General features: G+C 43.5%; 21 protein-coding genes. 10 read left to right on the forward strand and 11 right to left on the reverse strand.

Annotation, left to right across the window (positions count from 1 at the left end):
• Window positions 1-9: 9 nt before the first annotated feature.
• The 3 genes from OFY17_RS01645 to OFY17_RS01655 all read left to right on the forward strand — a co-directional run bounded on the left by OFY17_RS01645 (window position 10) and on the right by OFY17_RS01655 (window position 4,552).
• A complete protein-coding gene (locus OFY17_RS01645; protein ID WP_263528949.1) occupies window positions 10-2,220 on the forward strand; it encodes a TonB-dependent siderophore receptor in 2,211 nt (736 codons plus the stop codon).
• Window positions 2,210-3,184 (forward strand): GNAT family N-acetyltransferase, encoded by a 975-nt coding sequence (locus OFY17_RS01650; RefSeq protein WP_263528950.1) that lies wholly within the window; start codon window positions 2,210-2,212, stop codon window positions 3,182-3,184. Before OFY17_RS01645 ends, OFY17_RS01650 begins: the two co-directional genes overlap by 11 nt.
• Before the next feature lie 72 nt (window positions 3,185-3,256).
• Window positions 3,257-4,552, forward strand: coding sequence for a lysine N(6)-hydroxylase/L-ornithine N(5)-oxygenase family protein (locus OFY17_RS01655; RefSeq protein WP_263528951.1), 1,296 nt, complete (start codon window positions 3,257-3,259; stop codon window positions 4,550-4,552).
• Window positions 4,553-4,611: 59 nt separating this feature from the next.
• On the opposite strand, the gene OFY17_RS01660 is transcribed toward OFY17_RS01655, so the two are convergent.
• From OFY17_RS01660 to OFY17_RS01675, 4 genes are all read right to left on the reverse strand, one after another.
• The gene (locus tag OFY17_RS01660; protein WP_263528952.1) at window positions 4,612-5,325 is read right to left on the reverse strand and encodes a 4'-phosphopantetheinyl transferase family protein; all 714 of its coding nucleotides are present in this window, start codon (window positions 5,323-5,325) and stop codon (window positions 4,612-4,614) included.
• Between the two features lie 39 nt (window positions 5,326-5,364).
• Window positions 5,365-5,712: an iron-sulfur cluster insertion protein ErpA gene (erpA, locus tag OFY17_RS01665; protein WP_263528953.1), complete on the reverse strand. Its 348-nt coding sequence runs from the start codon at window positions 5,710-5,712 to the stop codon at window positions 5,365-5,367.
• A gap of 70 nt (window positions 5,713-5,782) precedes the next feature.
• The gene (locus tag OFY17_RS01670) at window positions 5,783-7,366 is read right to left on the reverse strand and encodes a peptide chain release factor 3 (RefSeq protein ID WP_263528954.1); all 1,584 of its coding nucleotides are present in this window, start codon (window positions 7,364-7,366) and stop codon (window positions 5,783-5,785) included.
• Between the two features lie 125 nt (window positions 7,367-7,491).
• Complete coding sequence (locus OFY17_RS01675; protein ID WP_263528955.1) at window positions 7,492-8,685, reverse strand: FAD-dependent monooxygenase; 1,194 nt, start codon at window positions 8,683-8,685, stop codon at window positions 7,492-7,494.
• Between the two features lie 326 nt (window positions 8,686-9,011).
• Here OFY17_RS01675 and OFY17_RS01680 point away from each other — a divergent pair, with 326 nt between their 5' ends.
• From OFY17_RS01680 to OFY17_RS01705, 6 genes are all read left to right on the forward strand, one after another.
• Window positions 9,012-10,466, forward strand: coding sequence for a circularly permuted type 2 ATP-grasp protein (locus tag OFY17_RS01680; protein WP_263528956.1), 1,455 nt, complete (start codon window positions 9,012-9,014; stop codon window positions 10,464-10,466).
• 2 nt (window positions 10,467-10,468) lie between these two features.
• Window positions 10,469-11,413 carry an alpha-E domain-containing protein gene (locus OFY17_RS01685; protein ID WP_263528957.1) on the forward strand — a complete coding sequence of 315 codons (945 nt, stop codon included), beginning with the start codon at window positions 10,469-10,471 and terminating at the stop codon, window positions 11,411-11,413.
• A complete protein-coding gene (locus OFY17_RS01690) occupies window positions 11,410-14,769 on the forward strand; it encodes a transglutaminase family protein (RefSeq protein ID WP_263528958.1) in 3,360 nt (1,119 codons plus the stop codon). The genes OFY17_RS01685 and OFY17_RS01690 overlap by 4 nt, the downstream gene beginning before the upstream one ends.
• A 27-nt stretch (window positions 14,770-14,796) precedes the next feature.
• Window positions 14,797-17,388 (forward strand): circularly permuted type 2 ATP-grasp protein, encoded by a 2,592-nt coding sequence (locus tag OFY17_RS01695; protein WP_263528959.1) that lies wholly within the window; start codon window positions 14,797-14,799, stop codon window positions 17,386-17,388.
• The gene (locus tag OFY17_RS01700) at window positions 17,385-18,266 is read left to right on the forward strand and encodes a transglutaminase family protein (protein WP_263528960.1); all 882 of its coding nucleotides are present in this window, start codon (window positions 17,385-17,387) and stop codon (window positions 18,264-18,266) included. Before OFY17_RS01695 ends, OFY17_RS01700 begins: the two co-directional genes overlap by 4 nt.
• Window positions 18,267-18,408: 142 nt before the next feature.
• Complete coding sequence (locus OFY17_RS01705) at window positions 18,409-19,791, forward strand: DEAD/DEAH box helicase (protein ID WP_263528961.1); 1,383 nt, start codon at window positions 18,409-18,411, stop codon at window positions 19,789-19,791.
• A 100-nt stretch (window positions 19,792-19,891) separates the two neighbouring features.
• On the opposite strand, the gene OFY17_RS01710 is transcribed toward OFY17_RS01705, so the two are convergent.
• The 5 genes from OFY17_RS01710 to OFY17_RS01730 all read right to left on the reverse strand — a co-directional run bounded on the left by OFY17_RS01710 (window position 19,892) and on the right by OFY17_RS01730 (window position 22,929).
• Entirely contained in the window at window positions 19,892-20,629 is a 738-nt protein-coding gene (locus OFY17_RS01710; RefSeq protein WP_263528962.1) for a DUF1499 domain-containing protein, read from the reverse strand.
• 223 nt (window positions 20,630-20,852) lie between these two features.
• Entirely contained in the window at window positions 20,853-21,164 is a 312-nt protein-coding gene (locus OFY17_RS01715) for a DUF2834 domain-containing protein (RefSeq protein WP_263528963.1), read from the reverse strand.
• A 98-nt stretch (window positions 21,165-21,262) separates the two neighbouring features.
• Complete coding sequence (locus tag OFY17_RS01720) at window positions 21,263-21,631, reverse strand: VOC family protein (RefSeq protein WP_263528964.1); 369 nt, start codon at window positions 21,629-21,631, stop codon at window positions 21,263-21,265.
• A gap of 66 nt (window positions 21,632-21,697) precedes the next feature.
• The gene (locus OFY17_RS01725) at window positions 21,698-22,144 is read right to left on the reverse strand and encodes a GFA family protein (RefSeq protein WP_263528965.1); all 447 of its coding nucleotides are present in this window, start codon (window positions 22,142-22,144) and stop codon (window positions 21,698-21,700) included.
• A gap of 89 nt (window positions 22,145-22,233) precedes the next feature.
• A complete protein-coding gene (locus tag OFY17_RS01730) occupies window positions 22,234-22,929 on the reverse strand; it encodes a helix-turn-helix transcriptional regulator (protein ID WP_263528966.1) in 696 nt (231 codons plus the stop codon).
• A gap of 158 nt (window positions 22,930-23,087) precedes the next feature.
• On the opposite strand from OFY17_RS01730, the gene OFY17_RS01735 reads away from it, so the two are divergent.
• Window positions 23,088-23,369 carry a hypothetical protein gene (locus tag OFY17_RS01735; RefSeq protein ID WP_263528967.1) on the forward strand — a complete coding sequence of 94 codons (282 nt, stop codon included), beginning with the start codon at window positions 23,088-23,090 and terminating at the stop codon, window positions 23,367-23,369.
• A gap of 68 nt (window positions 23,370-23,437) precedes the next feature.
• Here OFY17_RS01735 and OFY17_RS01740 read toward each other — a convergent pair whose 3' ends face one another.
• Both OFY17_RS01740 and OFY17_RS01745 read right to left on the reverse strand, forming a co-directional pair.
• A complete protein-coding gene (locus tag OFY17_RS01740; RefSeq protein ID WP_263528968.1) occupies window positions 23,438-23,731 on the reverse strand; it encodes a cupin domain-containing protein in 294 nt (97 codons plus the stop codon).
• 220 nt (window positions 23,732-23,951) lie between these two features.
• Window positions 23,952-24,422 (reverse strand): hypothetical protein, encoded by a 471-nt coding sequence (locus OFY17_RS01745; RefSeq protein WP_263528969.1) that lies wholly within the window; start codon window positions 24,420-24,422, stop codon window positions 23,952-23,954.
• Window positions 24,423-24,474 lie beyond the last annotated feature (52 nt).

Raw genomic sequence — 24,474 nt, forward strand, 5'->3', positions numbered from 1 at the left:
GGTAAATTAATGAATTCTAGGTTTGTTTTAAGTTCTATCGCTATCGCCGTCTCACTTTCGATAAATGCTCTTTACGCTGAGGAAGCAGGCACTACATCTCAACAGTTAGATACATTAAAAGTAGAAGGTTCTCAAGAAGAAAGCGCCGTTGGCCCTGACTTCAGTTATGTTGGTGAAGTTAGCCGCACAGCAACAAAAACAGATGTACCCTTAGTAGAAACACCTCAAGCGGTATCTGTTGTAACGCGTGAGCAAATGGATGACCGCGAGATTATTAGTATTGCAGATGCGTTGAAATACACGCCTAGTATTCAAGCGAACTTCTACGGTGAAGACAACAAGCAAGACTGGTTTATCATTCGTGGTTTCAAGCAAGCCAACAATGGTTTGTACCAAGACGGCACACGCCTTTATTCATCTGGCTTTTACAGCTGGCAAATTGACCCTTACGCTTTAGAGCGTGTTGAAATTGCCCGTGGACCAACTTCTACCTTAAATGGTCAAATGCCACCAGGTGGCGTTATTAATCTCATTAGTAAGCGTGCACAATTAGAAGAAGACACTGGCCAAGTATCTGTAAAAATTGGTTCCTATGACCGTAAAGAAGTCGACTTTGATGTCAACAAAGCCATCAGTGATGACATGGCCGTTCGTGTTGTCGGCCTTGTACGTGAAAACGGCACACAAGTAGACGGCCTTGAAGCAGAACGTACCTTCATCGCCCCTTCTTTAACATGGGCATTAAGTGATGAGACTAACTTAACTCTCCTTGCCAGCTACCAGAATGACGACTCCGACCCATACTTACAGTTTTTACCTTTAACAGGCACCTTAGACGAAGCAAGCTATGGTTACATCAGCGACAGCACATCTTTAGCTGATCTAATTGGTTACTCTGATTGGGAAACTTATCAACGAGAACAAACCTCTGTAGGTTATGAGTTAGAACACGCTTTCAGTGATAACCTTACTTTCGCGCAGTCAGCTCGTTTCAGTCATATGGACATAAAACTTCGACAGTTTTACTACTACGCCGCTGCCAGTAATCTAAATGCTTTTTACAGTGGTGATAACCAAGCCCTGATCGGTGCCAGTGTAAACGATGGTAGTTCTAACGCCTTTAATATAGACAATCGATTCATCTTTACCCCAGATACACACCACACAGTTTTAGCTGGTGTTGATTACCAGTTTCTCGATATCAAAGACACTACTTATGATGGAGACGTTCTCGCTTCAACAACTTCAGTAGCAACAGGAGCAGTATTTGACCTTAGCACATCAAACTCTTTTGACGACATTTACTTCTTCAGCGCCACCACTCAATCTTTGCTTACAGATGATGACTTGGAAACAACCAATACAGAAAATAAGCAACTTGGTTTCTATCTGCAAGATCAAATTACGGTTACAGATAACTTATCCCTTCATGCAGGCATTCGTTACGACGACACTGAAACCACAATCCACAACACCTCTACCAATGCAAAAACTGAAGTAGAAAATGGGGAGCTAACCAGCAGCTTAGGTGCTTCATATAAGTTAGGTAATGGATTCGTTCCTTACGCGCGTTATGCAGAGTCTTTCACGCCTAGCATAGCGTTTGATGCTGACGGTAACCAAGCTGAACCTGAATATGCATCTTTGTATGAAGCGGGTATTAAGTTTCAGCCAACATCGTTTGATGGTTACGTTGCTCTAGCAGCCTACCAACTAACGCGTGAAAATGTTGCCCAAGGTACCAGTGGCTCGAGCTCATTCAAACAAGTGGGTGAAGTTCGTAATATCGGTGCGGAGCTAGAAGCGGTTGTAAACCTAAACCGCTCTTTGACGGTTATTGGTAACCTAAGCGTGGTTGATTCAGAAATCACAGATGACACGACTAGCAGCATTATTGGTAATACGCCTGTGCAAGTGGCAGAAAACTTAGCATCCTTATGGGCGAACTATAAGTTCCTTGGAGGGTCTTTAAATAACCTTACACTAGGTGCTGGTTTGCGCCACGTAGGCGAAAGCTATACTTCAAATACAAATAGTGACACAGTTCCCTCTTTCACTCTTCTTGACGCTTCTGCAAGCTATCGTTGGAACGATTACAAATTCCAGCTAACGGCTAAAAACGTATTAGATAAAGAGTACGTAGCCACCTGTTCTAGCGATACAACATGCTTCTACGGTGACCGCCGCAACGTCATTGCGAGCATGACTTATGACTGGTAACTCTTGTAACCTGCAAAATACTCTGCCCTCTGGGCAGAGTATTTCTGTGCAAGGTGATGTGTACAGCATTAGCCTCCCTTCAGGCTCCGTAGAAGTCCATAAAAATAACGATGGCCAAGGTAAGCTGACTCATTTAAGCACCTCTTCTAAAGAGTTGATTCAAGGCTTAGCTTCACTAGTTGTGTACTATCCGGAACTAAAATGCATACTGCTTGAAAGCCCTATTGCCGAAGATCTTGATGATTTAGTGTCATTAAATTCAGAGGGGCAAAGCATCTTATGGCGTGAAGTTTTACTGCAAATTCCTTCTTACTGGCTGAAAAAAGAGACTCGCCTCCCTTTCCCCCACAAGCAGGTATTGAGCAATCAGGGCTATCACCCAATCCGCCCTAAGCCTCAAAAAGGCGAATTATACCGACGCTATATTCCTCAGCTACAGCAAGAAATTGCTTTATATGGTTTGGAACTAGAGGAACATTTGGAACTTTTCCACAAATGGCAAAACAATGCTCGGGTTGCGGTTTTTTGGGATCAAGCGGATTCTTTAGAAGAACATAGAGGCTACTTAAAAGATCAACTTGCAAACAACAAAAACCAGCTACTAATCGCGTATTTAAACGACGAACCATTTGCATACATAGAAGCTTACTGGGCAAAAGAAGATCGTATAGCGCCTTATTATAACGCCGGAGATTACGACCGGGGCATACATATGCTGGTTGGGGAAGAGAAACATCGTGGCCCCCATAAAGTCGCTGCATGGCTCCCGTCTGTTTGTCATTTCCTATACTTGTCCGACCCTAGGACCCAGAGAATTGTTAGCGAGCCAAGAGCAGACAACCAGAAAATGATCCATTACTTACAAACTTATGGGTTTGCCAAATTAAAGGAGTTTGACTTTCCTCATAAACGATCAGCCTTAATGAGCCAATTACGAGATGCATTTTTCAGTCTGCCGTTTTAAAACGTATCTCAGAAGCAGCCCACTTAATGTGGCTAACTATAAACACCTTGCATGGATAATAGTGAGATTAACATGATTAATAAGATTGAAGAGTATGACGTTCTAGCCATAGGATTTGGCCCTGCGAACTTATCCGTCGCCATAGCACTGGAAGAGCAGTCTCAAAGTAAAAAACTGAGCTATTGTTTCTTAGAACAAAAGCCGAATTTCGTCTGGCATGGGGGGATGCTACTCAATGGCACTCGCATGCAAATTTCTTATTTAAAAGACCTAGTAACGTTACGTAATCCAACTAGCCAATACAGTTTTATTAATTATCTGCACTCTCATAATAGACTTAATGCATTCATTAACCTTGGCCATCAAAATCCATCTCGCGTTGAATTTAACGATTACTTATCTTGGGTAGCTGAGCAGTTTTCGCCAAATGTTCATTATGGACAAAGAGTCGTCAGTATTGAGCCAATTGAAGACGATGGTGATGTCTCTAAAGTTAAAGTGATTTCATCTAACATTCATGGTGATAAAACAGTTCGCATTGCAAAAAACCTGATTGTTGGTATGGGTGGAATGCCCAAACTACCTAAGGCATTCAAGAACTTGAATCATGATAAAGTTATCCATTCTTCCAAATATAAGATATGGCAAGAAACCGATAAAGAGCTACCAAGCAACCCCAAAATAGCCGTCGTTGGCGCAGGACAAAGTGCAGCTGAAATTTTCGTCGACCTTGCTGATAAATATAGCGAAGAAGGTGAAATTCATATGATCAACCGCCGTTTTGCATTACACCCAGCGGATGATAGTCCATTTGTAAATGAAATTTTCGACCCTGAGTTTACAGACCATGTCTACTCGAGTGAGCAGCAAGAACGTGACTCAATACTAGAGCGTTTTAGCGCAACAAATTATTCCGTTGTCGATACTGAAGAGCTTAATGCCATTTATGAGCGACTTTATTTACAGAGGGTCACAGGGAAAGGAAAACACCAATACTTGCGCTGTCATGACATTCAAGAAGTTGGTGTCAAAAATAACCAAGTGGCTGTTCGACTTAAAGACCAGCTTAGTAATGAGCAGAACTGGCATAACTATGATGCAGTCGTATTGGCAACAGGTTATCGCTACGACGAATTCAATCACCTATTAAATAATTTAGAGCCTTTCATGACAAAAGGTAAAGTCGAGCGTAATTACCGTATGCCAATGAAGGAGAATTGCAGTGTGAATGTCTTTTTACAAGGCTGCTGCGAGTCATCCCATGGAATTAGTGACACATTATTATCAGTCTTAGCATTACGTTCGCAAGAAATTGTGGGTGCATTATTAGCACTAGAGAACAAACCTAAAGAAGCGGCTATCTCCTAGCCCTAAAAAGGCACAGGTATATTAAGTTGCCACACAAGCTTATCTAGAGTTTGTGTGGCTCACCCTGTTATTAACGGATAAGGCTTCCCTGATTTCCAGTCCGTTAGCTCAATAAGAGAAACCTCCACTGAGGATAACCAAGAGACAGAAATCACCCCCCAGCCAAAGCTAAAGGTCTGAACGCAATATTCTTTATCATGCCACATCACCAAATAGCACTGATCTGTTTTGAGGCTTTGAGAGCAATTCAGCTGTGTAATACCATCTACTAAGCCATGTCCCGCTGCTTTCAAAACCGCTTCTTTAGCTGTCCATAGTTTAAAAAAGCTTTCATCTTGGTTTTGGCATGCTAACAAACAGTTCTTTTCTTCTATGTGAAAGGCTATATCCTGAACACCCCCTAAATCTTCAGTAGACTTATAGAGCTCCACATCGATGCCTATTGAGTTATAGTCACTTGCTAATGAGCCAATAACAACACAGTCATTACTATGACTTAAATTAAAAGAAATTTGAGTCGGGACTAGTTTAGAAAATCTTGCAGCCTTTAAATCAACAAATGGCTTACCTGATTCAAGCGTTAAAAAACGCCAATCTGCTTCACGGCAAATTGGGAAACGCGTGGATAAAATGAAACGTTTGAAGGAATGAGAGAAAATATAGTTTCTTTGAAGGTGTTTAAAGTGAAAAGCGTTGGCTTTATTTTTTTCACCAGTACTCAGTGTATTTTCAATCAAGAATGGAGCTTGGCAAACATCAATATGCAGAATCATATTATTAATCCTGACCCTGCATATTGCATTAACCCACCTTTAAATACTAAAGCTGGCACCACAGCCACATGTAGAAGTGGCATTTGGGTTTTGTACAGTGAAGCGAGAACCTTCTAGGTTTTCTTTATAGTCCACTTCAGAGCCGACAAGATATTGAAAGCTTAGCGCATCAACAACCAAACTTACGCCGTCTCGTTTCACTTCTGTGTCGTCTTCTTGATACTCTTCATCAAAGGTAAAGCCATATTGAAAGCCTGAACAACCACCGCCAGTCACATAGACACGCAACTTAAGACGATCATTCTCCTCTTCCTCTACCAAAGATTTCAACTTCGCAGCCGCCGCCTCTGTAAACTCAATAGGATCTACTGATTCAACACTACTCATTTTAATACCACTACATTGTTAGAAATTGGGCGAATTATGCTATTAACCTAGTATTTCAGTCAAGTATTGATCAGTGTTCGCGAGTTGAGCGGAAGCGCACTTCAGGCCATTTTTCTTCAGCCATCATCAAGTTCACTCGTGTTGGCGCAAGGTAAGTCAGGTGACCACCACCGTCGATTGCCAAATTATCTCGACATTTATTCTGGAACTCTTCAAACTTCTTCGGATCATCGCATTCAACCCAGCGAGCCGTATTGACATTAACCGCCTCATAAATACATTCCACCTTGTATTCATCTTTAAGACGGTAGGCAACCACTTCATATTGCAGCTGACCAACAGCGCCTACAATCAAGTCATTATTACGCTGCGGCATAAACAACTGGGTAGAGCCCTCTTCTGATAATTGCTGGAGTCCCTTTTGTAGCGCTTTCATTTTCATTGGGTCTTTCAAACGTACGCGACGGAAGAGTTCAGGTGCGAAGTGAGGAATACCAGTGAACTTTAAATCTTCACCTGCAGTGAAAGTATCACCAATTTGAATCGTACCGTGGTTATGCAAACCGATAATGTCGCCGGAAAAGGCTTCTTCCACACCTTCCCTATCACCAGCAGTAAAAGATACGGCATCGGTAACCTTAATATCTTTGCCAATACGACAATGGCGCATCTTCATGCCACGACTATAAGTACCCGAACAAACTCGCATAAAGGCAATGCGGTCACGGTGTTTAGGGTCCATATTGGCTTGAATTTTAAAGATAAAACCAGAGAACTTATCTTCGACTGGAGCAACCGAGCGGCTATTGGTTTCACGTGCTAAAGGCGATGGTGCCCATTCCACAAAGCCATCCAGCATTTCGCGAATACCAAAATTAGACAGTGCCGTACCGAAAAATACAGGGGTAATTTCACCCGCTAAGTAAGCATCATGCTCAAACTCGTAACTTGCACCACGCACTAACTCGATTTCTTCCACATAAGCTTCCCAGTCGTCACCTAGTAGCTCTTTTGCTTCATCCGATTCCAAACCTTCAATGCGAATATCGTCCATCAAGGTATGGCCACGACCACGAACAAAAACATGAATCGTATCGGTATAAAGGTTATACACACCTTTAAAGAAGTCACTCATTCCGATCGGCCAAGTGATAGGTGCAGCGGCGATTTTCAAAACACTCTCTACTTCGTCCAACAACTCAATTGGGTCACGAATATCTCGGTCCATTTTGTTAATGAAGGTCAAAATTGGTGTATCACGTAGACGACACACATCCATTAATTTAATGGTTCTATCCTCTACACCTTTTGCCCCATCAATCACCATTAATACAGAGTCTACGGCGGTAAGGGTACGATAGGTATCTTCGGAGAAATCTTCGTGCCCCGGTGTGTCCAGCAGGTTGACTGTGCGGTCTTTGTAGGGAAATTGCATAACAGAAGAGGTAATAGAGATACCACGTTGCTTCTCCATGGCCATCCAATCTGAGGTGGCATGCTTGTCACCTTTGCGACCTTTTACTGAGCCTGCTGTTTTGATCAACTCACCTAACAACAAAAGTTTTTCTGTAATGGTTGTTTTACCGGCATCAGGGTGGGAGATGATAGCAAAGGTTCGACGTTGCTCAACTTGGTCAATAAAGGCTTGGGACATGGTTTGTGGTCTTCTATTTAGTGCATAAAACGCCACTCCAGAAGAACGACGTAACAAGGTGGTTAAAATTAAGAGGGGTATTTTCGCTGATTTAATGACAATTCACAATCAACAAAGCGATCTATTCATTTCTCGGTAGCGTTGTAGCCATAAATAAAATCTAACTTACTTTTCACTACCGCCGGCACAACGGAAGAGACAGCTCTTAAACCGTTGAGCTTGATTTTCCCTAGCACACCGCCGTGCATATGATATAAAGCAGCATTATTCTGTGACATATTTTGTATACGTGTGACTCGTGGCTTTCGCTCCAGTTCATAACGCATTAGTGCTTCATCCAAGGGATATTTTGATACCTGCTTAGCAAGCACATACGCATCCTCGATAGCCATCGCCGCACCTTGCGCCATGAAAGGTAGCATTGGATGACAAGAGTCACCCAAAAGCACAACCCGATTTTCAAACCAAGTTGGTAATTCGTCTCGCCCTTTCAGTGCCCATAGGAAGGATTCATCTACTGAGTCTAAAATGGCTTTCACCTCAGGGTGCCAGTTGGAAAAAGCGGCTTTAAGCTGGTTAACATTCCCTTCTTCAACCCAAGATTCAGACAACCAATCGTCGCGCTCTTCCACTGCCACAAAATTAACATATTCGTAACCACGTAAATAATAGGTAACAAAATGACGATTGGGACCAACCCAAACGCAAGCGTCTGGTTTTATATCCACTTTTAAATTACTGACAGGGACAATACCTCGCCACGCCACCTGCTTCATAAAAAGGGGGTTTTCCAAGCCTAACATGAGGTCACGAATTTTAGAGTGAATACCATCCGCACCGATCAAAAGATCAGTTTCAAGTTGTCGTCCATCTGCTAGATGCACTCGAACCCCTTGACCATGGGGAACCTGCTCGTATCGCACAACCTCTGAATTAAGTTTTAGAGTTACGCCTGCTTTTTCACACAGCTGAACAAGCACCTTATGCAGATCTGCCCGATGTAAATGCCAGTATGGGGCGCCATAATCAGAAACGGCCTGATCTCCTAAAGGGACTTTGAGGTAATAAGTACCAGATTGGTAATCTCGTATCGACGCATTTTGGGGGGCAAAGGCATAAGCTTGCAGTTCTTTATCAATTTCTAGGGCACGTAATACTTTGAAAGCGTTGGGGCTAATTTGTAGGCCAGCACCCACCTCACCAAACTTCTCAGCTTTTTCACAGACAGTCACCCTCATCCCAAATTTAGCAAAGGCTAACGCCGCAGTTAAACCACCTATGCCAGCACCTGAAATAACAACTTGCTCGATCTGCCCCACCAATGCACCTTCCTTACGTTTCGTAAACTAACTTCACATTGTACTGCGAGTGATTCTACTGCAAATAAATAAGCCATGACCACAAAACCCCATAGAAAAGACCACTCTAATATCGAAAAACTCTGGCTCAATCCTTGCTTTATTTAGTCAGTAGTGAGAAAACATTATTTGCAGTGACATATATACAACTGCGGGTATATAACTAGATATCACTTTATATGACGCGACACCGTCTCTGTTTGATTGGGACAACGCAAAAAATTAAAGTAGGTGAAATGAGCAATTCATTCGCTCACCTCCGGCTTAATAAAAAGAACGAGGTACACATGGAAAAATTAACTAGCCAATATCCATCATCAGATTTTTATGACGAATTAATCGATAATGAAGGCAACCCAAGACCACCAGCCAAACAATTATTAGGCTATTTAGACAGTCTATCCGAAGAAGAGCTTGAGCATAAACGCACCACTGCAGAAGCCACCATTAAAGAAATGGGAATCAGTTTCACTGTTTACTCAGATGAAGGAAATATAGACAGAGCTTGGCCTTTTGATATCGTCCCACGCACAATCAAAGCATCCGACTGGAAAGTCGCTGAAGCTGGCTTAAAACAAAGACTTACAGCGCTTAACATGTTTATTGATGACCTATATCACGATCAAAATGTGATTAAAGATGGCATCATTCCAGAGCACATCATTACTGATTCAAAAAATTTCCGACCTGAGTGTATTGGTGTGTCACCTGCTTACGGTGTTTGGGCACATATCTGTGGTACAGACTTAGTACGTGATGAAAATGGCGACTTCTTTGTTTTGGAAGATAACTTACGCGTACCATCTGGTGTTTCTTATATGCTAGAAAACCGCGCCATCACTAAACGTGTTTTACCTGAACTATTTGAAAACGACTCCATTCTTCCTGTTAATAGCTATACGGCACAATTATTTGACTCTCTTGCTTCTCTCTCTCCTAGAGACATAGAGAACCCAGAAATCGTTGTATTAACACCGGGCATTTATAACTCCGCCTACTTTGAGCACGCTTTCCTTGCACAACAAATGGGCACGGAGCTAGTTGAGGGCAGCGATTTATTCGTTGATACCGATGATTGTGTCTATATGAAGACCATTAATGGCCCTGAGCGAGTTGATGTCATTTATCGCCGTATCGACGACTTATTCATTGACCCAGAAGCCTTTGACCCAGAGTCAGTTTTAGGCGTCGCAGGTTTAATGCGTGCATGGAAAAAGGGCAACGTTGCCCTTGCCAATGCACCAGGAGCAGGCGTTGCGGACGATAAAGTCGTTTATGCCTATGTACCAGAAATCATTCGTTACTATCTAAATGAAGAGCCCATTCTCAACAACGTTGAAACTTACTTGTGTGACGACCCAGAGCAAAGAGCCTATGTTATAGAGAATCTAGACAAGCTTGTGGTGAAACCAGCCAATGAATCTGGCGGTTACGGCATGCTAGTAGGGCCCCACTCAACTAAAAAAGAGCAAGCGCTATTTGCTGAGCTCATCACTAAAAACCCGCGTAATTATATCGCTCAGCCGACATTGAAACTGTCTACTGCTGCGACATTGATTTCCAAAACATCCTTAGAACCTCGCCACTTGGATCTTAGACCTTTCATCATTCAAGCAAAAGACACCTATGTCACCACGGGTGGCTTAACCCGTGTTGCTATGAAGAAAGGCTCCCTTGTCGTCAATTCGTCACAAGGTGGTGGTAGTAAAGATACTTGGATTGTGGAAACAGAGGGGGAATAATTATGCTATCTCGAGTTGCAGAACGTTTATATTGGAGCGCCCGTTACCTAGAGCGCGTTGAAAACACCGCCCGCTTAGTCAGCGTATACGATGACCTGATGTTTGACCTTCCAAAGAACATTGAAGATTCTTGGTACAGCCTAATTGAGATATTAAGCGGCGAAGACACATTTGAGCAGCGCTATAAAGTAAAAGACGAACGTAATGTCGTGAAGTTTTTGTTGGCAGATGACACCAACCCAAACTCCATGCTGTCTTCTTTGAAAATGGTTCGCGAAAACATCCGCACCACCAGAGACGTAGTACCGAAAGAAACATGGGAACTGGTAAACGAGCTAGACTTATACGCTCAACAAAATATCAAACAAGGTATTAACCGCTCCAACCGTCACCTTTTCTTGAATACCATCATTGAAGGTTGCCAGAAAATCATCGGCTTATTGGCTGGTACTATGAGTCGTGATGCTGGCTGGCACTTTATTATCATGGGCCGCTATTTAGAGCGTGCTGACATGGGTACTCGTATTCTAGACGCCGCCGTTTCTCTAATGCTCAATTCAGAGCCTGAAACCCGCATCCAATTAGGTAATGTTACTTGGGCTAAAGTACTTAAATCTCAAAGTGCTTATCTAGATTACCGTCGTACAGTCAGAACCTCTATTAATGGTGCAAAGGCGACAACCTTCTTGTTAAACGACCCTAACTTCCCTCGTTCTTTAGAGTACTGCTTCCAGCAATTAGTGAGTGCAGCGCAAAAGTTACCAAGATCAAATGACATCACCAAGCAGATAGAGAAAGTCATGGCTTTCCAATACCCATTGCCAAGCTCTGAAGCTTTGAATGAAGATTTTCATGATCATTTAAATAGCATACAGCTCACCATCATTGAGATTAACGGTAAAATTACTGAGAACTGGTTCCAGTTTCAGCAAGGAGACGCTGCATGACCATCCGAGTCGCGATACAGCATAAAACAACTTATGAGTTTGACCGTTTCGTAAACGTTGCTCCACATGTTTTAAGGCTAAAGCCCGCAGCGCATTCACGCACAAAAATACACGGCTACTCGTTAAAGGTATTGCCAGAAGAGCATTTCATTAATCTTCAGCAAGATCCTTTTGGTAATTTTCAGACACGCTTAGTATTCCCAGAGAAAACCAACAAACTTGAGTTTTTAGTGGAAGTGATTGCTGACATGACAGTCATCAATCCATTTGATTTCTTTGTCGAAAAGTATGCAGAAGAATACCCTTTTGCCTACGACAAAGAGCTAAAAGCAGAACTTGAGCCTTACCTAAAAGTAACAGAATCATGTGCGCTATTAGATAAATGGCTATCGACCGTTGATCGTGAAAGCAAGCCGATCAATGATTTCCTAGTCATGATAAATAGCCGCCTAGCCTCTGAAATCGGTTACGGGGTTCGTTTAGAGCCCGGTGTACAAACCTGTGAAGAAACACTGACTCTTGAAAAGGGCTCTTGTCGAGACACCTCATGGTTACTAGTACAAATTCTACGTAGCCTAGGTCTTGCTGCTCGTTTTGCATCTGGCTACTTAGTTCAGCTCACAGCTGATGTTAAAGCACTCGATGGGCCATCAGGCCCTGAAGAAGATTTCACTGATTTGCACGCATGGTGTGAAGTCTTCCTACCGGGCGCTGGCTGGGTCGGCTTAGACCCAACGTCAGGCTTATTTGCTGGTGAAGGTCATATTCCATTAGCTTGTACACCTGAGCCTGCTTCTGCTGCACCTATCACAGGGTTTGTTGATGAGTGTGAATGTGAATTTGGTTACAGCAATATTGTTACCCGTATCCACGAAGACCCCCGTGTTACCAAGCCTTATGCTGAAGGTGAATGGGAAGTCATTAAAGCCCTAGGTTATGCGGTAGATAAACAGCTTGAAGAAGGCGATGTTCGCCTAACCATGGGCGGCGAGCCGACCTTTGTCTCTATAGATGATATGGACTCTGAGCAATGGAATACTGGCGCATTGGGTGCTGATAAGCTCAAGTTAGCGAAAGATTTATTGCTGCGTATGAAGCAAGAGTTTGGTGCTAATGGTTTATTACATTATGGCCAAGGTAAATGGTATCCAGGTGAGGAAGTACCTCGTTGGGCTCTAGGTTGTTTCTGGCGCACAGATGGTGTTGCTCTATGGAACGACACTAAGTACCTAGCCCGCGTTGACAAAGACTACAAACACACGATTGATGACGCTCAAGCCTTCGGCGAGCTGTTATGTAACAAGCTAGCGCTTAACCCGCAATACCTACAAAACACCTACGAAGACACCCTATATTATCTATGGATGGAACAGTCATTACCGGAAGGGGCTGACCCAACCAAAGCCGATTTAAAAGATGATCTAGAACGTCGTCGTTTGGCTAAATTATTAAGCCGAGGTTTAAGCACAACAACAGGTTTTATCCTGCCGCTTGAGTTTGATGCCAGCAACAACAGCTGGAACAGTTCGCTTTGGCCAATGCGAAGCAACGTTATCACCTTGATTCCCGGTGATAGCCCAATGGGTTACCGTTTGCCTCTTAACTCTTTACCTGCGCAGGCAGAAGAGGACCGCATTCCAGAGCGTGACCCATTTGAGCCACGTCAGCCATTGGCTTCCCGTAAGGACAATCCAATACTAGAAAGTGTCGCGAAACAACACTTTGCCAAAGCGTCTGAGCAACCCGCTCTAGCACCAGAAAAAACATTGAAAAATGTCGTACGCACAACTTTATGTATTGAACCACGTGACGGGCGCTTACACATATTCATGCCGCCTATGACACACCTTGAACACTTTGTTGATGTACTTGGTTACATAGAAAGTGTGGCAAAAGAGTTAGATCTACCTGTGGTCATTGAAGGCTATGAGCCACCGAAGGATTCTCGCTTGCAGAAGTTCCTTATCACTCCAGATCCGGGTGTTATTGAGGTAAACATTCACCCTGCAGCAAGCTGGGAAGATCTCGTACACAATACAGAGACTCTCTACCACCAAGCCTACTTATCACGCCTTGGCGCTGAGAAGTTTATGTTAGATGGCCGCCATACAGGCACAGGTGGTGGTAACCACGTTACCCTAGGTGGTATCACACCTGCTGACAGCCCTCTGTTACGCCGTCCTGAACTATTGCAAAGTCTGGTGACATTCTGGCAACACCACCCGGGTCTTTCTTATCTTTTCTCAGGCATGTTTATTGGCCCAACCAGTCAGGCACCTCGTCCTGATGAAGGTCGCGACGAAGCACTCTATGAAATGGAGATTGCTTTCCAGAATATGCCGGAAGGCTTGGTAGATGAGCCTTGGCTTGCAGACAGGCTAATGCGTAACCTGCTGGTGGATATCACAGGTAATACACATCGTTCTGAATTCTGTATTGATAAACTTTATGCTGCTGGTACATCAAGTGGCCGCCAAGGTTTATTGGAATTCCGTGGCTTTGAAATGCCGCCACACCCGCATATGTCATTAGTGCAAATGCTGCTATTACGTTGTTTAGTCGCTCGCTTCTGGAAAGAACCTTATAAGAAACCTTTGGTTCGCTGGGGCACTAGCTTGCACGATAAATTCATGCTGCCGCACTTTGTTTGGCAGGATATTAAAGAAGTGGTCGAAGATTTACAGCGCCACGGCTTACCTTTCAAATTAGATTGGTTAGCACCTTTTGAAGAGTTCCGTTTCCCCCATTACGGTCGTCAACAGATCGATGATATGGAAATCGAACTACGCTGGGCAATTGAGCCATGGCATGTATTGGGTGAAGAAATCACAGGCTCTGGCACTGCACGTTATGTGGATTCTTCGGTTGAGCGTCTACAGGTCAAGCTTTCTGGCTTAACGGATAACCGTTATGTCCTCAGCTGTAACGGTCGCCGTGTGCCGATTCGATCAACTGGCCGCAAAGGTGAATATGTCGGTGCTGTTCGCTACAAGGCATGGGCGCCGCCATCAGCGTTGCATCCAACACTAGGAACAGACACACCACTAGTGTTTGATATCATAGACACTTGGAATGGTTTATCGGTTGGAGGTTGTACATACCATGTATCGCATCCGGGTGGCCGAACCTACGACAATGTTCCTGTGAACAGTAACGAAGCTGAAGCCCGAAGGGTTAACCGTTTCTGGGATCATGGCTTCACGCAAGGTACTTTATCGCCGCCTCCGGCATTCAGTGCATTACGTGGATTCTACCCCCATGACGGTGAGCCAAAACCTATGGCACCACCAGCGGAAGAGCCAATGGATGAATATCCACATACACTCGACCTAAGAAAGCAGTATAATGTTCTCTAATAATTCGTTTTTAGGCACAAGCACATTATGCAATTTCAAACAGGTTCTTTTGTAACATCGGTAATCGATGAGCAACCGATGTTACCTTTCACCTACCCAGCTCCCGTGAATGCTTATGATGAAGCATTCACGGAAGAGCGACTTCCTAGACCGCACTGGCAATCACTATTAAATCGTATCGGTAAGTTTACGGTTGACGAAATGCTCGACCGCCAGCGTCGCGCCCAGCGTATTCTTAGGGAAGACGGTGCAACCTATAACCTAACCAGTGACCCGTTAACACCCAGCGTTTGGTCCCTCGACCTTATCCCAAACATTATATCCAGCGATGAGTGGAGCACAGTAGAACAAGGTTTAGCTCAGCGCTCACATTTATTTGACCTTATTTTAAAAGACATTTACGGGCCTCAAGAACTCATAAAGAATGGCATCATTCCCGCAGAAATCATTTACAGCCACCCGGGATTTTTACGCCAATGTCATGGCGTTACTTTACCAAGCGAACACAATTTACTCTTACACGCCGTTGATTTAGTACGAGATGCACAAGGGCAGTTTCAAGTGATTGGTGACCGAACTCAAGCACCAAGCGGCGCAGGTTATGCTCTCGAAAACCGCACGGTCATCTCTCGTGTTATCCGTGGTAGCTTTCGTGACAATCAGGTCCGCCGTTTAAGAGCGCACTTTCAGTCATTAAAAAATATGCTGTCTTCTCTTGCCGCAGAATGGACCGACACACCTCGCATCGTCATGTTAAGCCCCGGTGCCTTAAGTAGTACTTATTTCGAGCAGGCTTATTTATCAAATTACCTTGGTTTTCCATTAGTACAAGGCAGCGACTTAACTGTTCGTAATGGCGCCGTATGGATGAAATCCCTTAACGGCCTAGCCAGAGTGGATGTCATTTTACGTCGCGTTGAAGACGTGTATTGTGACCAAGCCGAACTTAAGTCGGACTCTTACTTAGGCGTGCCGGGTTTGTTAGAAGTGGTTCGTGCAGGCAATGTAGCATTGGCAAACCCGCTAGGCAGCGGTATTTTAGAGTGTCCTGCTTTAGTGAAGTATTTGCCAGAAATCAGCCAATTCTTAACTGGCCAAACGCTATCACTCCCTTCTGTAGCAACATGGTGGTGTGGTGATGCCAGTGACATGGAATACGTTGCCAATAACATAAGCAACCTGATCATTAAGCCGGCTATTCGTAGCCGAACAAGTCCAAGCATTTATGGCCACAAGCTCAATGAAAGTGAGCAACTTGAAGCTTTAGAAAAGATCAAAAAAGCACCGCACCTTTATACCGCTCAAAGCTATATACCGGGTTCTAGAACCCCCCTTTGGATAGACAATACATTACAGTCTAGACCTAGCTTGCTTCGAGCTTTTACTGTGTCCCATCCAACTGCAGAGACCAACGGATACAATGTCATGCCGGGTGGGCTATCTCGTGCAGGCGAATCTCAAAATGAAGAAATCGTATCCAATATATCTCAGTCAAAAAGTAAGGACACTTGGGTTATTGCCTCTGAACCAGAACAATGGGTACAGAGCTCAGCAGACCAAGTGCTACTACAAAACGAAGCATTACAAACTAACCTGCCAAGCCGTGTGGTCGAGAACCTATTCTGGATGGGGAGATATGCCGAGCGTGCCGAGGTTGGTATGCGCTTACTTCGAACTGTTTTCAAACAAATGAATGGGGTTGACCCACTACCAGAAGAAAGCCAGCGTACCCTATTAGAAATGGTATCCACACAAACTGGTTGCTTACCTGGCTTCATGGAAGCAGACGAAGAAATGCTGGCTGAACCAGATACTGAGTTAGTATCCATTATTACCGATGCTAACCGCGCAGGGTCAATCAAATCAAACCTTCAAGCCATGCTAAGTTGTGGTGAGCAAGTAAAAGAAATGCTGTCTGCGGACACCCGAATCATCATCAATGAACTGCGCGATAATATCCATGAACTCGACCGTGCTTATAGCAATGGTTTACCGGATGCCCCCGAGGACTCTCTCGATAGTTTGGTCACCTCATTATTAGCCTTATCAGGATTAAATAATGAAAGTATGTTGCGTGGTTTAGACTGGACTTTCCAAGAAATTGGTCGCCGTACAGAGCGGGCTCTGCAGACTGCCACACTGCTTCGTTCGGCATTAACTGAGCCTCTTCCCGCTGCACCACAACAACAAATTCTAGAATCGGTTTTATTAAGTGTGGAAGCATTAATCTCTTTCCGTCGTCGCTACCGAAATCGAGCGCGTGTCGCTTATGGTCTCGACTTGCTGATGATAGATGAAACCAACCCTCGCTCCTTACTTTACCAATTGAACCTGTTAGGGAAATACATCCAAGAATTACCAAGAAATGAGATTCGCACGGCTGGTTTAAGCCCTGAGAACAAGGTCATTTTGAAAGCACTAAACAGCATTCAGCTGGCTGACCTAGAAGCGCTAGCCAAAGTGGATGAGATTAGTGAAAGCAGGCAAGCGCTTGAAGAGCTGATGATTGATTTACAAGAACAGTTGGAAGAATTTACTGTGCTCATCAGCGACAAGTATTTTGATCACACCGCAGGACCACAGTCACTCATTACCGCCATTGGGGATAGCAGTTTATGAAGTACCGCGTTCGTCACATAACGGAATATCAATACGGAGCGCCTGTTAGCCTGTGCTATAACATGGCACATTTGCTGCCTAGGAATACCCAAAATCAAAGCTGTCTAAATCAAAGAGTGAATATCAGCCCACCTCCTGTTTATCGCAACGACGGTGAAGATTACTTCGGCAATCAGACTTTTTATTTCTCAGTACAAGAAGCCCATAAAAAGCTCACCATTGATGTCTCAACACTGTTTGAGATTGAGCCATTACAGATTACAGAAGAGCAAATCCAAAGCTCCATTACCTGTGGTGAGTTACGCTCTTTAATCAATGCACCTCATACACCTGAGCTGCGTATGATCAAAGAGTACCTGCTTAACTCTCCGCAAATACGTCAATCGGATGAATTGAAAGAATATGCGCAAGGCACCTTTACCGATGACAAACCGGTATTGCAGGCAGCGTTGGAATTCACTCACAAGGTTTTTACTGAGTTCACTTTTGACCCCAATGCTACCACGGTAGCAACACCTTTAGAGCAAGTATTAGAGCAACGCAGCGGTGTATGTCAGGACTTTGCTCATCTCGCTATTGGCTGTTTACGCTCCGTAGGCATTCCAGCTCGCTATATGAGCGGCTACTTAGAAACCTTACCACCACCGGGGCAAGAAAAGCTCGTTGGTGCGGATGCTTCCCACGCTTGGTTTGCTGTCTTCGTCCCTAATATGGGCTGGGTTGAATTCGATCCAACTAATGATCTTATGCCGAAAGATCAGCATATTGTCGTCGGCTGGGGCAGAGACTATTCCGATGTAACCCCATTACAAGGGGTTATATTTGAGGGCGGTGGTGCGCAAGATTTAGCCGTATCTGTCGATGTTAGGCGCCTATAAAACGACTCGAACAGGGTTATGAAAAGCCTCCCTAGTGCGACAGATATGGTATGTAGAAGGGATATAGGGTAAGCTTCGCGCAAATATTGCTTAGCCCTATCATTGGCTTTGCACCCGCCTTTGATAAAACACGAGAACATCTATGAGTTTCAACGACCTTGGCCTTTCGGCCCCTATACTTCAAGCCATTAAAAACCAAGGCTACGACACCCCTTCTGCCGTTCAAGCACAAGCTATTCCCGCGGTTCTGAAAGGCCAGGATGTGATGGCGGCAGCACAAACAGGAACCGGCAAAACAGCGGGCTTTACCCTACCTTTGTTAGAACGTTTAAGCCAAGGTGAAGCTGCACAAAATAACCAAGTTCGCGCTCTAGTATTAACTCCAACACGTGAGCTTGCTGCTCAAGTGGCTGAAAGCGTAAAAGACTATGGAAAGCATTTATCATTAAAATCGACAGTGGTATTTGGTGGTGTAAAAATCAACCCACAAATGATGGCACTACGTCGTGGCGCTGACATCCTTATTGCGACACCGGGTCGTTTGATGGATTTGTACAATCAAAAGGCAGTGCGTTTTGATAAGTTAGAAATCTTGGTTCTCGATGAAGCTGACCGCATGTTGGACATGGGCTTTATCCATGACATCAAAAAGATTTTAGCCATACTACCGAAGAAGCGCCAAAACCTACTCTTCTCAGCAACCTTCTCAACAGAAATTCGTCAGCTGGCAAAAGGCTTAGTCAACGAGCCTGTTGAAATTTCAGTAACTCCTCGTAATGCAACAGCAACGACTGTCGAACAATGGCTTCACCCTGTCGATAAAAAGCGTAAAACAGAGCTATTAATTCAGTTGGTGAAAGAAGGAAAATGGGATCAAGCTTTGGTTTTTTCCCGTACTAAGCATGGTGCCAATAAGATCACTAAACTGCTGGAGGCAGCTGGAATTCGAGCAAGTGCAATCCATGGTAATAAAAGCCAAGGAGCACGAACACGCGCTCTAGCGGACTTTAAAGATGGTCGTATTCGTATTCTAGTAGCGACTGACATTGCAGCTCGTGGTTTAGATATTGAGCAACTGCCCCATGTAGTCAACTTTGACCTACCTGATGTAGCAGAAGACTATGTTCACCGCATCGGTCGCACTGGTCGTGCAGGGGCAACAGGGCAAGCTATATCATTGGTTTCAGCCGATGAACTTGATCAACTAAGAGCTATTGAGCGTCTCACACAGAAACTGATCGAGCGTCGCTATGAAGACGACTTCATGCCAGATCATATGCTGCCAGACACCACACTAGATACTCGACCTATCAAGCCTAAAAAACCTAAAAAACCAAAAGCACCTCGCTCTCACAACAATAGTGGGAACAATAATGGTGCTAAAAACAATGGAAACAAAAATAATCAAGGCAGACAGCGTTCATCTGGCCAAAAAGCAGAGATGACACCGGGGCAAGGCCTGCGCAGCAAGCCCTTAGCGCCAGCCCGTAAAAACAGAAAGCCAGCGCCTAAGCAAGACGCTTAACTGCCTGCTTTTCATTAAATACAGACATAAAAAAGCCCCAAAATATGGGGCTTTTTTATGTCTGAAATATTGGGTTAGTCAGCTATTCAATGAATCGCTGCTAGTTTTGAAATGCCGCAACAAACTCTCTAATACGTGCAGCATTCACTCCACGGTCACCACGGCCGATACGAGATACACTACGAATATCAACACGACTTGCTGCGCCTTCTGGTGTCACTACCACAACAATATCATCTGCAAATTGATACACAGGTGTACGGGCTGTTGCCTCAAAACGAAGCACATTTGAATCTTGTGCAATAATCTCCCACCCCATGACATCAGCTACACGTAACGCTTCAGAAAAAGCCTCAGACGGTGATTTACTAGACTGTATAGGCACAATATCTGGGTAAGCTTTCTTTTGTTGTTTTGCCACTTCTGGACCGCCATATTCTAAGGTGTTTCTCGCACCTTCACGGGTTTCATCTAATACCAAAAATACAGGTGGGTTATTTGTATCAGTAGAAATATCATGGATAGGAGGGAGGCGAACTTGTGGTTGAAGCTGAGAATAAATTGTCGGCGACAATAAACCTAAACCAATAAGTCCTGCCACTCCCGCTTTAATTGCACCGCAAGGATTTTTAACAATAAGTTGATAGATAAGTCCAACCACAGCTAGCGAAATTACAGCGTAAGCAATCGGGTTCATATAGTTTCGAGTCAACCTAAAACCAACAACCGGTTGCCATAAGTCCAAATGCGCACCAAACATCATAGTACCTATCGCCAACACAGCAATAATAGCGACGACCAACAAGGCAGTGCCGAGACGGGAGGAAGTATTACTCATTATTTATATTCCATTAGAAGTTAAAACGCCCTTAAATGGGAGTCACATACGCTTATATAAAGCACGCTTCAATTAGAATATTCAATTACGCCAGTAAAGATAAGCTTGGCAATACAAGCTCCTTTTTTACTCCATAGTTCAACTACTCATCTCATGCCCCCTAATAATAAACTGGCATAAAAAAGCCCCAAATATGGGGCTTTAGTGTTTTTTAAAAGGCGTATCAGAGATCCGTTCTTCTCTCTTTCAGGTAAAGATAAAAGGGCAACCCAAAAGACACACCAATTGTTAATGTGCCTAACACCGCCCAATATCGGTACGGTACTCGGCTTCTTTTACCATCGATAATAATAAAACCTAATAGAGCAATGGCTGATACCAGTACATCTAGCCATGCAAATACACTAATAGGGGTTACCAAGGCACTTTCTATAAACAATGCTATGTCGACACCATGATGAAAAAGCCAAGGCATAAAAGCGCCATATGGCAAAACCACACCAAAAACACTACATACTAGATAAAATACCTTCATTTCATCATCCTTGCTGACGTTGATATATTCCCCAATAAATATAGTGCTTTATCTTCTGCAAATAAGCTATTTATAGATTTTATAAACCAAACAATAACTTAGGCACCAGTTATACAACCAAAACACAGTTTATTTTTATCTAGGTCTCGAACATAAGCTGAGAAGTATGGTCCCCTTTGATTTGGTTCACCTTCACAGCTCCCTCCAAGCTCAATGGCTTTTTTATGCAACCGCTCAACTTCCTTTGCCGAGTCCACACCAAAGCCCAGCATAGTACCGTTACCATTTGTGGCTGATTCACCATCAAAAGGAAGCGCCACAGCAAATGCCATATCGTCATTTTGCCAATAGGTCATTCTGTCAGTCGCTAACACTTGCTTTGGCCCTTTCTGTTCAAAGAGTGAATCGTAAAATTTAACAGACGCTGTCATATCGTTTGTGCCCAGTACAAAGTAATTAATTTTCATTTTTCTATAGTCCTAAATTATGCAGAAATAAAAAGGGTGATGAGAGAAGGCAATGATGAAAAGTTTTTAATCTCCAGCAATAGCGGAAGCGAAATACTCCATGATTTCAGCTCGGGTCATTTCCTTAGTTTGATTTGAAAAACAATAGTAATGGGGACGCTGGTCACTAAAATATTGCATGTCCATCTCGATATTGTCTAAGCCTGAAAAGATACCCACTGGCATATTGTAAGCGCCTGTTTCTTTGAGCTTATAAAACAAGTGAGTACCACACTCCACACAAAAGCCACGTGTTGCCCATGCTGACGAGTCGTATTCCTTAATGCTTTGCTTCCCTTCAATAACCACCTCTGTACCGCATTGCACGGCAAAAAATGGCGCGCCGCCCCACCCACGACACGAGTCGCAATGGCACACAGTAAACTTAGGGTTAATTTCATTCGCCATGATGGTGACATCACCACATAGACACTGAGCCTTTGCTGTTAGCGTTAAGCTATCTAAATCTGACATTACATTTCCTCCTTTCAATAAAGCGGTTATAGCTAGGGAAGGGCTAGCGTATCGCTAGCTAATGACAGCCCTATGTCAGGGGTTGGGAACTATGATGAGTACTTCTGGAAATAATCTTCCAGCGTCATATCATGGGGAGGAAATGTTTCAGGCAGTAATATCAGGTCTTGTATTCTATCTAATCGAAAGTTTCTGAAGTTTTGCCGTAAACGGCACCAAGCCACTAAAATCCAGCTTTCTCTGGTACTTAATAAAGCAAAGGGCTCTACATCCCTTTCAGTTCTCTGCTTCATTTCGTCACTATAAAATATGCGTATTAGCTGAAAGTTTGTTAAAGCATTTTGCAAGATTGATAAATTATCACTACTTCTGTCACGCTCCTTCATTAGACTAAATTGCGTTCTTTCAGAGAGTAAATTGACCTTCTCTTTTGCTTCTCCACTTAAAATAGATTTAACCTTTGCTATAGCGTCCGAGTAGTCTTTAACTAAAGAAGCATCCTGATTATTCAACACCAACTGCTCAACCATAATTAGGGCATTCGCCTCACTTTCAGTAAACATAACGGGAGGCAGTCGATAATGGGACATCACCTTGTAGCCTTTACCCTCTTCCACATAAATCGGCACCCCCGCCTCTTCTAAGGCTCGGATGTCTCGATAAATAGTTCTTACACTCACTGAGAAGTGTTCAGCAAGTTCAGTAGCAGTAACTAAACTTTTTGTTTGTAAGCGAGTTGTCATCGCGGTTAAACGAGAAATGCGCTTCAGATCTCCATCACTCACAGTGATCTCCTAACAACCAATTAACAATGAGGTATTGCTTATCAAAATGAGCTTTTCTACCGACCAAATGATGTGTTTATCGACAAAGTCTATCTCGCGTTTCACACAGCAATAAGATAGTGTAACGAATACAATTTACTTTTACTTAGGCAGATAGAATGAACTTAGACAAATCTAAAAAACGCATCGCAAAGAAAGTAAAAATGGGCTTTAAAGGCTACCCTCAGGTTGAGTTTTCTTACTTTGGCGAAACAGAAGAAAAAGCCACTAAAGTAGTTGTCACTTTTACATTTGAAGAAGGTGCAGAGCCACAAGAGCAAAGCTTCACTAGCCAAGATGATGTGCGTGAAGATGAGGTTATTCAATCTGCCCTAGTTAAAATTATGGAACGTACTGATGCGAAGAGTGTTTTAGAGGTAGCAGGCACAGCGCTTATTTGAAGAAAAGTAAGAGGCGCTAAATCACGAAATTGTTATGTTCACCCTTTCGTGATTTATTAAATTGAGAGTCAGGTGTCAAAAATAACTAATGTTCCAGAACTCCCGGGAGCAACTGCATGATTCACCCCAATTGGGACAATATAAATCTCACCTGCATTAACAGTTATTGCTTCCGCTCCAACGATCAAATTAAGCTGCCCATCCATAACCAGTAAACCTTCTGGGTAATCATGTGATTCCTCAGGATAAGAGCGGCCATCCATACGCATTACCTTAATATTCGCACCACCTATATTAGACACTACAGTAGACCTCCAAGCATCAAACTGGGCAACTTCATTCTGTATATTTATAAGGCTCATATTCCATCCTTGACTTAAAACTCTAAATAAAAAGTGAATATATTTTACACTTTAAGAATCGTTAATACTCATTCTATTTATAGATAATGAGTGTAAAACTCTATCTGTAAAAATGGGGATTTAACTACAATTAGCATCGGGCTGATAATTAAAAAATCGTTACGACCTAGGTCATAACGATTTCACTTTTTACCGAATCTCATTTTAAGCTTATTGGGCTTTATTTACGGCGCGCTAATTTAGGCTCATTCACTTTCGTTACTTGGTATTCATTAATAGTCAGTTGCTCCAGTGCAACGGCAACCCAACCACTTACCAACATATCAAACCAAGGCTCTACACCACTACAAGCCACCACAATATTGCCGTAAACAAATGACCCATAGAACAAAACATCGCCTTCTCGTAAGGATGAAGGGTGTTGTGTTTGATGGTTAATGTTCGCAACAGAATCTCGCCATGCTTGTGCGGCTTTATTACGTGCTAGTTCATCGAAAGGAACTGGCCAACTCTCAGGTGTGCCAAAGGTGCACTCGTGTAAAATAGCTTCTTCAAAAGAAGCCTCCCATGGTTTGAGTTGTGGATTCATCACCACGATATGCAGCTCTTTACGGCAGGTCTTATTGAAAAGCTGATCTATCGCAGGCTTTACAAGGTTTATGGCTTCTATCACCAATTCTTTATTGTTCATATGGATTACTCCCCTTTGTCGTGCCGCAAGCTTTTCATGTTTCTAAAGGCTT

It is taken from the genome of Marinomonas sargassi (assembly GCF_025716875.1).
GTDB lineage: Bacteria > Pseudomonadota > Gammaproteobacteria > Pseudomonadales > Marinomonadaceae > Marinomonas > Marinomonas sargassi.

Bases quoted from the DNA above. Each gene is read 5' to 3' on its own strand.
- OFY17_RS01645 (WP_263528949.1), top strand. From the start codon at position 10: ATGAATTCTAGGTTTGTTTTAAGTTCTATCGCTATCGCCGTCTCACTT.
- OFY17_RS01650 (WP_263528950.1), top strand. From the start codon at position 2,210: ATGACTGGTAACTCTTGTAACCTGCAAAATACTCTGCCCTCTGGGCAG.
- OFY17_RS01655 (WP_263528951.1), top strand. From the start codon at position 3,257: ATGATTAATAAGATTGAAGAGTATGACGTTCTAGCCATAGGATTTGGC.
- OFY17_RS01660 (WP_263528952.1), bottom strand. From the start codon at position 5,325: ATGATTCTGCATATTGATGTTTGCCAAGCTCCATTCTTGATTGAAAAT.
- erpA (WP_263528953.1), bottom strand. From the start codon at position 5,712: ATGAGTAGTGTTGAATCAGTAGATCCTATTGAGTTTACAGAGGCGGCG.
- OFY17_RS01670 (WP_263528954.1), bottom strand. From the start codon at position 7,366: ATGTCCCAAGCCTTTATTGACCAAGTTGAGCAACGTCGAACCTTTGCT.
- OFY17_RS01680 (WP_263528956.1), top strand. From the start codon at position 9,012: ATGGAAAAATTAACTAGCCAATATCCATCATCAGATTTTTATGACGAA.
- OFY17_RS01685 (WP_263528957.1), top strand. From the start codon at position 10,469: ATGCTATCTCGAGTTGCAGAACGTTTATATTGGAGCGCCCGTTACCTA.
- OFY17_RS01690 (WP_263528958.1), top strand. From the start codon at position 11,410: ATGACCATCCGAGTCGCGATACAGCATAAAACAACTTATGAGTTTGAC.
- OFY17_RS01695 (WP_263528959.1), top strand. From the start codon at position 14,797: ATGCAATTTCAAACAGGTTCTTTTGTAACATCGGTAATCGATGAGCAA.
- OFY17_RS01700 (WP_263528960.1), top strand. From the start codon at position 17,385: ATGAAGTACCGCGTTCGTCACATAACGGAATATCAATACGGAGCGCCT.
- OFY17_RS01705 (WP_263528961.1), top strand. From the start codon at position 18,409: ATGAGTTTCAACGACCTTGGCCTTTCGGCCCCTATACTTCAAGCCATT.
- OFY17_RS01710 (WP_263528962.1), bottom strand. From the start codon at position 20,629: ATGAGTAATACTTCCTCCCGTCTCGGCACTGCCTTGTTGGTCGTCGCT.
- OFY17_RS01715 (WP_263528963.1), bottom strand. From the start codon at position 21,164: ATGAAGGTATTTTATCTAGTATGTAGTGTTTTTGGTGTGGTTTTGCCA.
- OFY17_RS01720 (WP_263528964.1), bottom strand. From the start codon at position 21,631: ATGAAAATTAATTACTTTGTACTGGGCACAAACGATATGACAGCGTCT.
- OFY17_RS01725 (WP_263528965.1), bottom strand. From the start codon at position 22,144: ATGTCAGATTTAGATAGCTTAACGCTAACAGCAAAGGCTCAGTGTCTA.
- OFY17_RS01735 (WP_263528967.1), top strand. From the start codon at position 23,088: ATGAACTTAGACAAATCTAAAAAACGCATCGCAAAGAAAGTAAAAATG.
- OFY17_RS01740 (WP_263528968.1), bottom strand. From the start codon at position 23,731: ATGAGCCTTATAAATATACAGAATGAAGTTGCCCAGTTTGATGCTTGG.
- OFY17_RS01745 (WP_263528969.1), bottom strand. From the start codon at position 24,422: ATGAACAATAAAGAATTGGTGATAGAAGCCATAAACCTTGTAAAGCCT.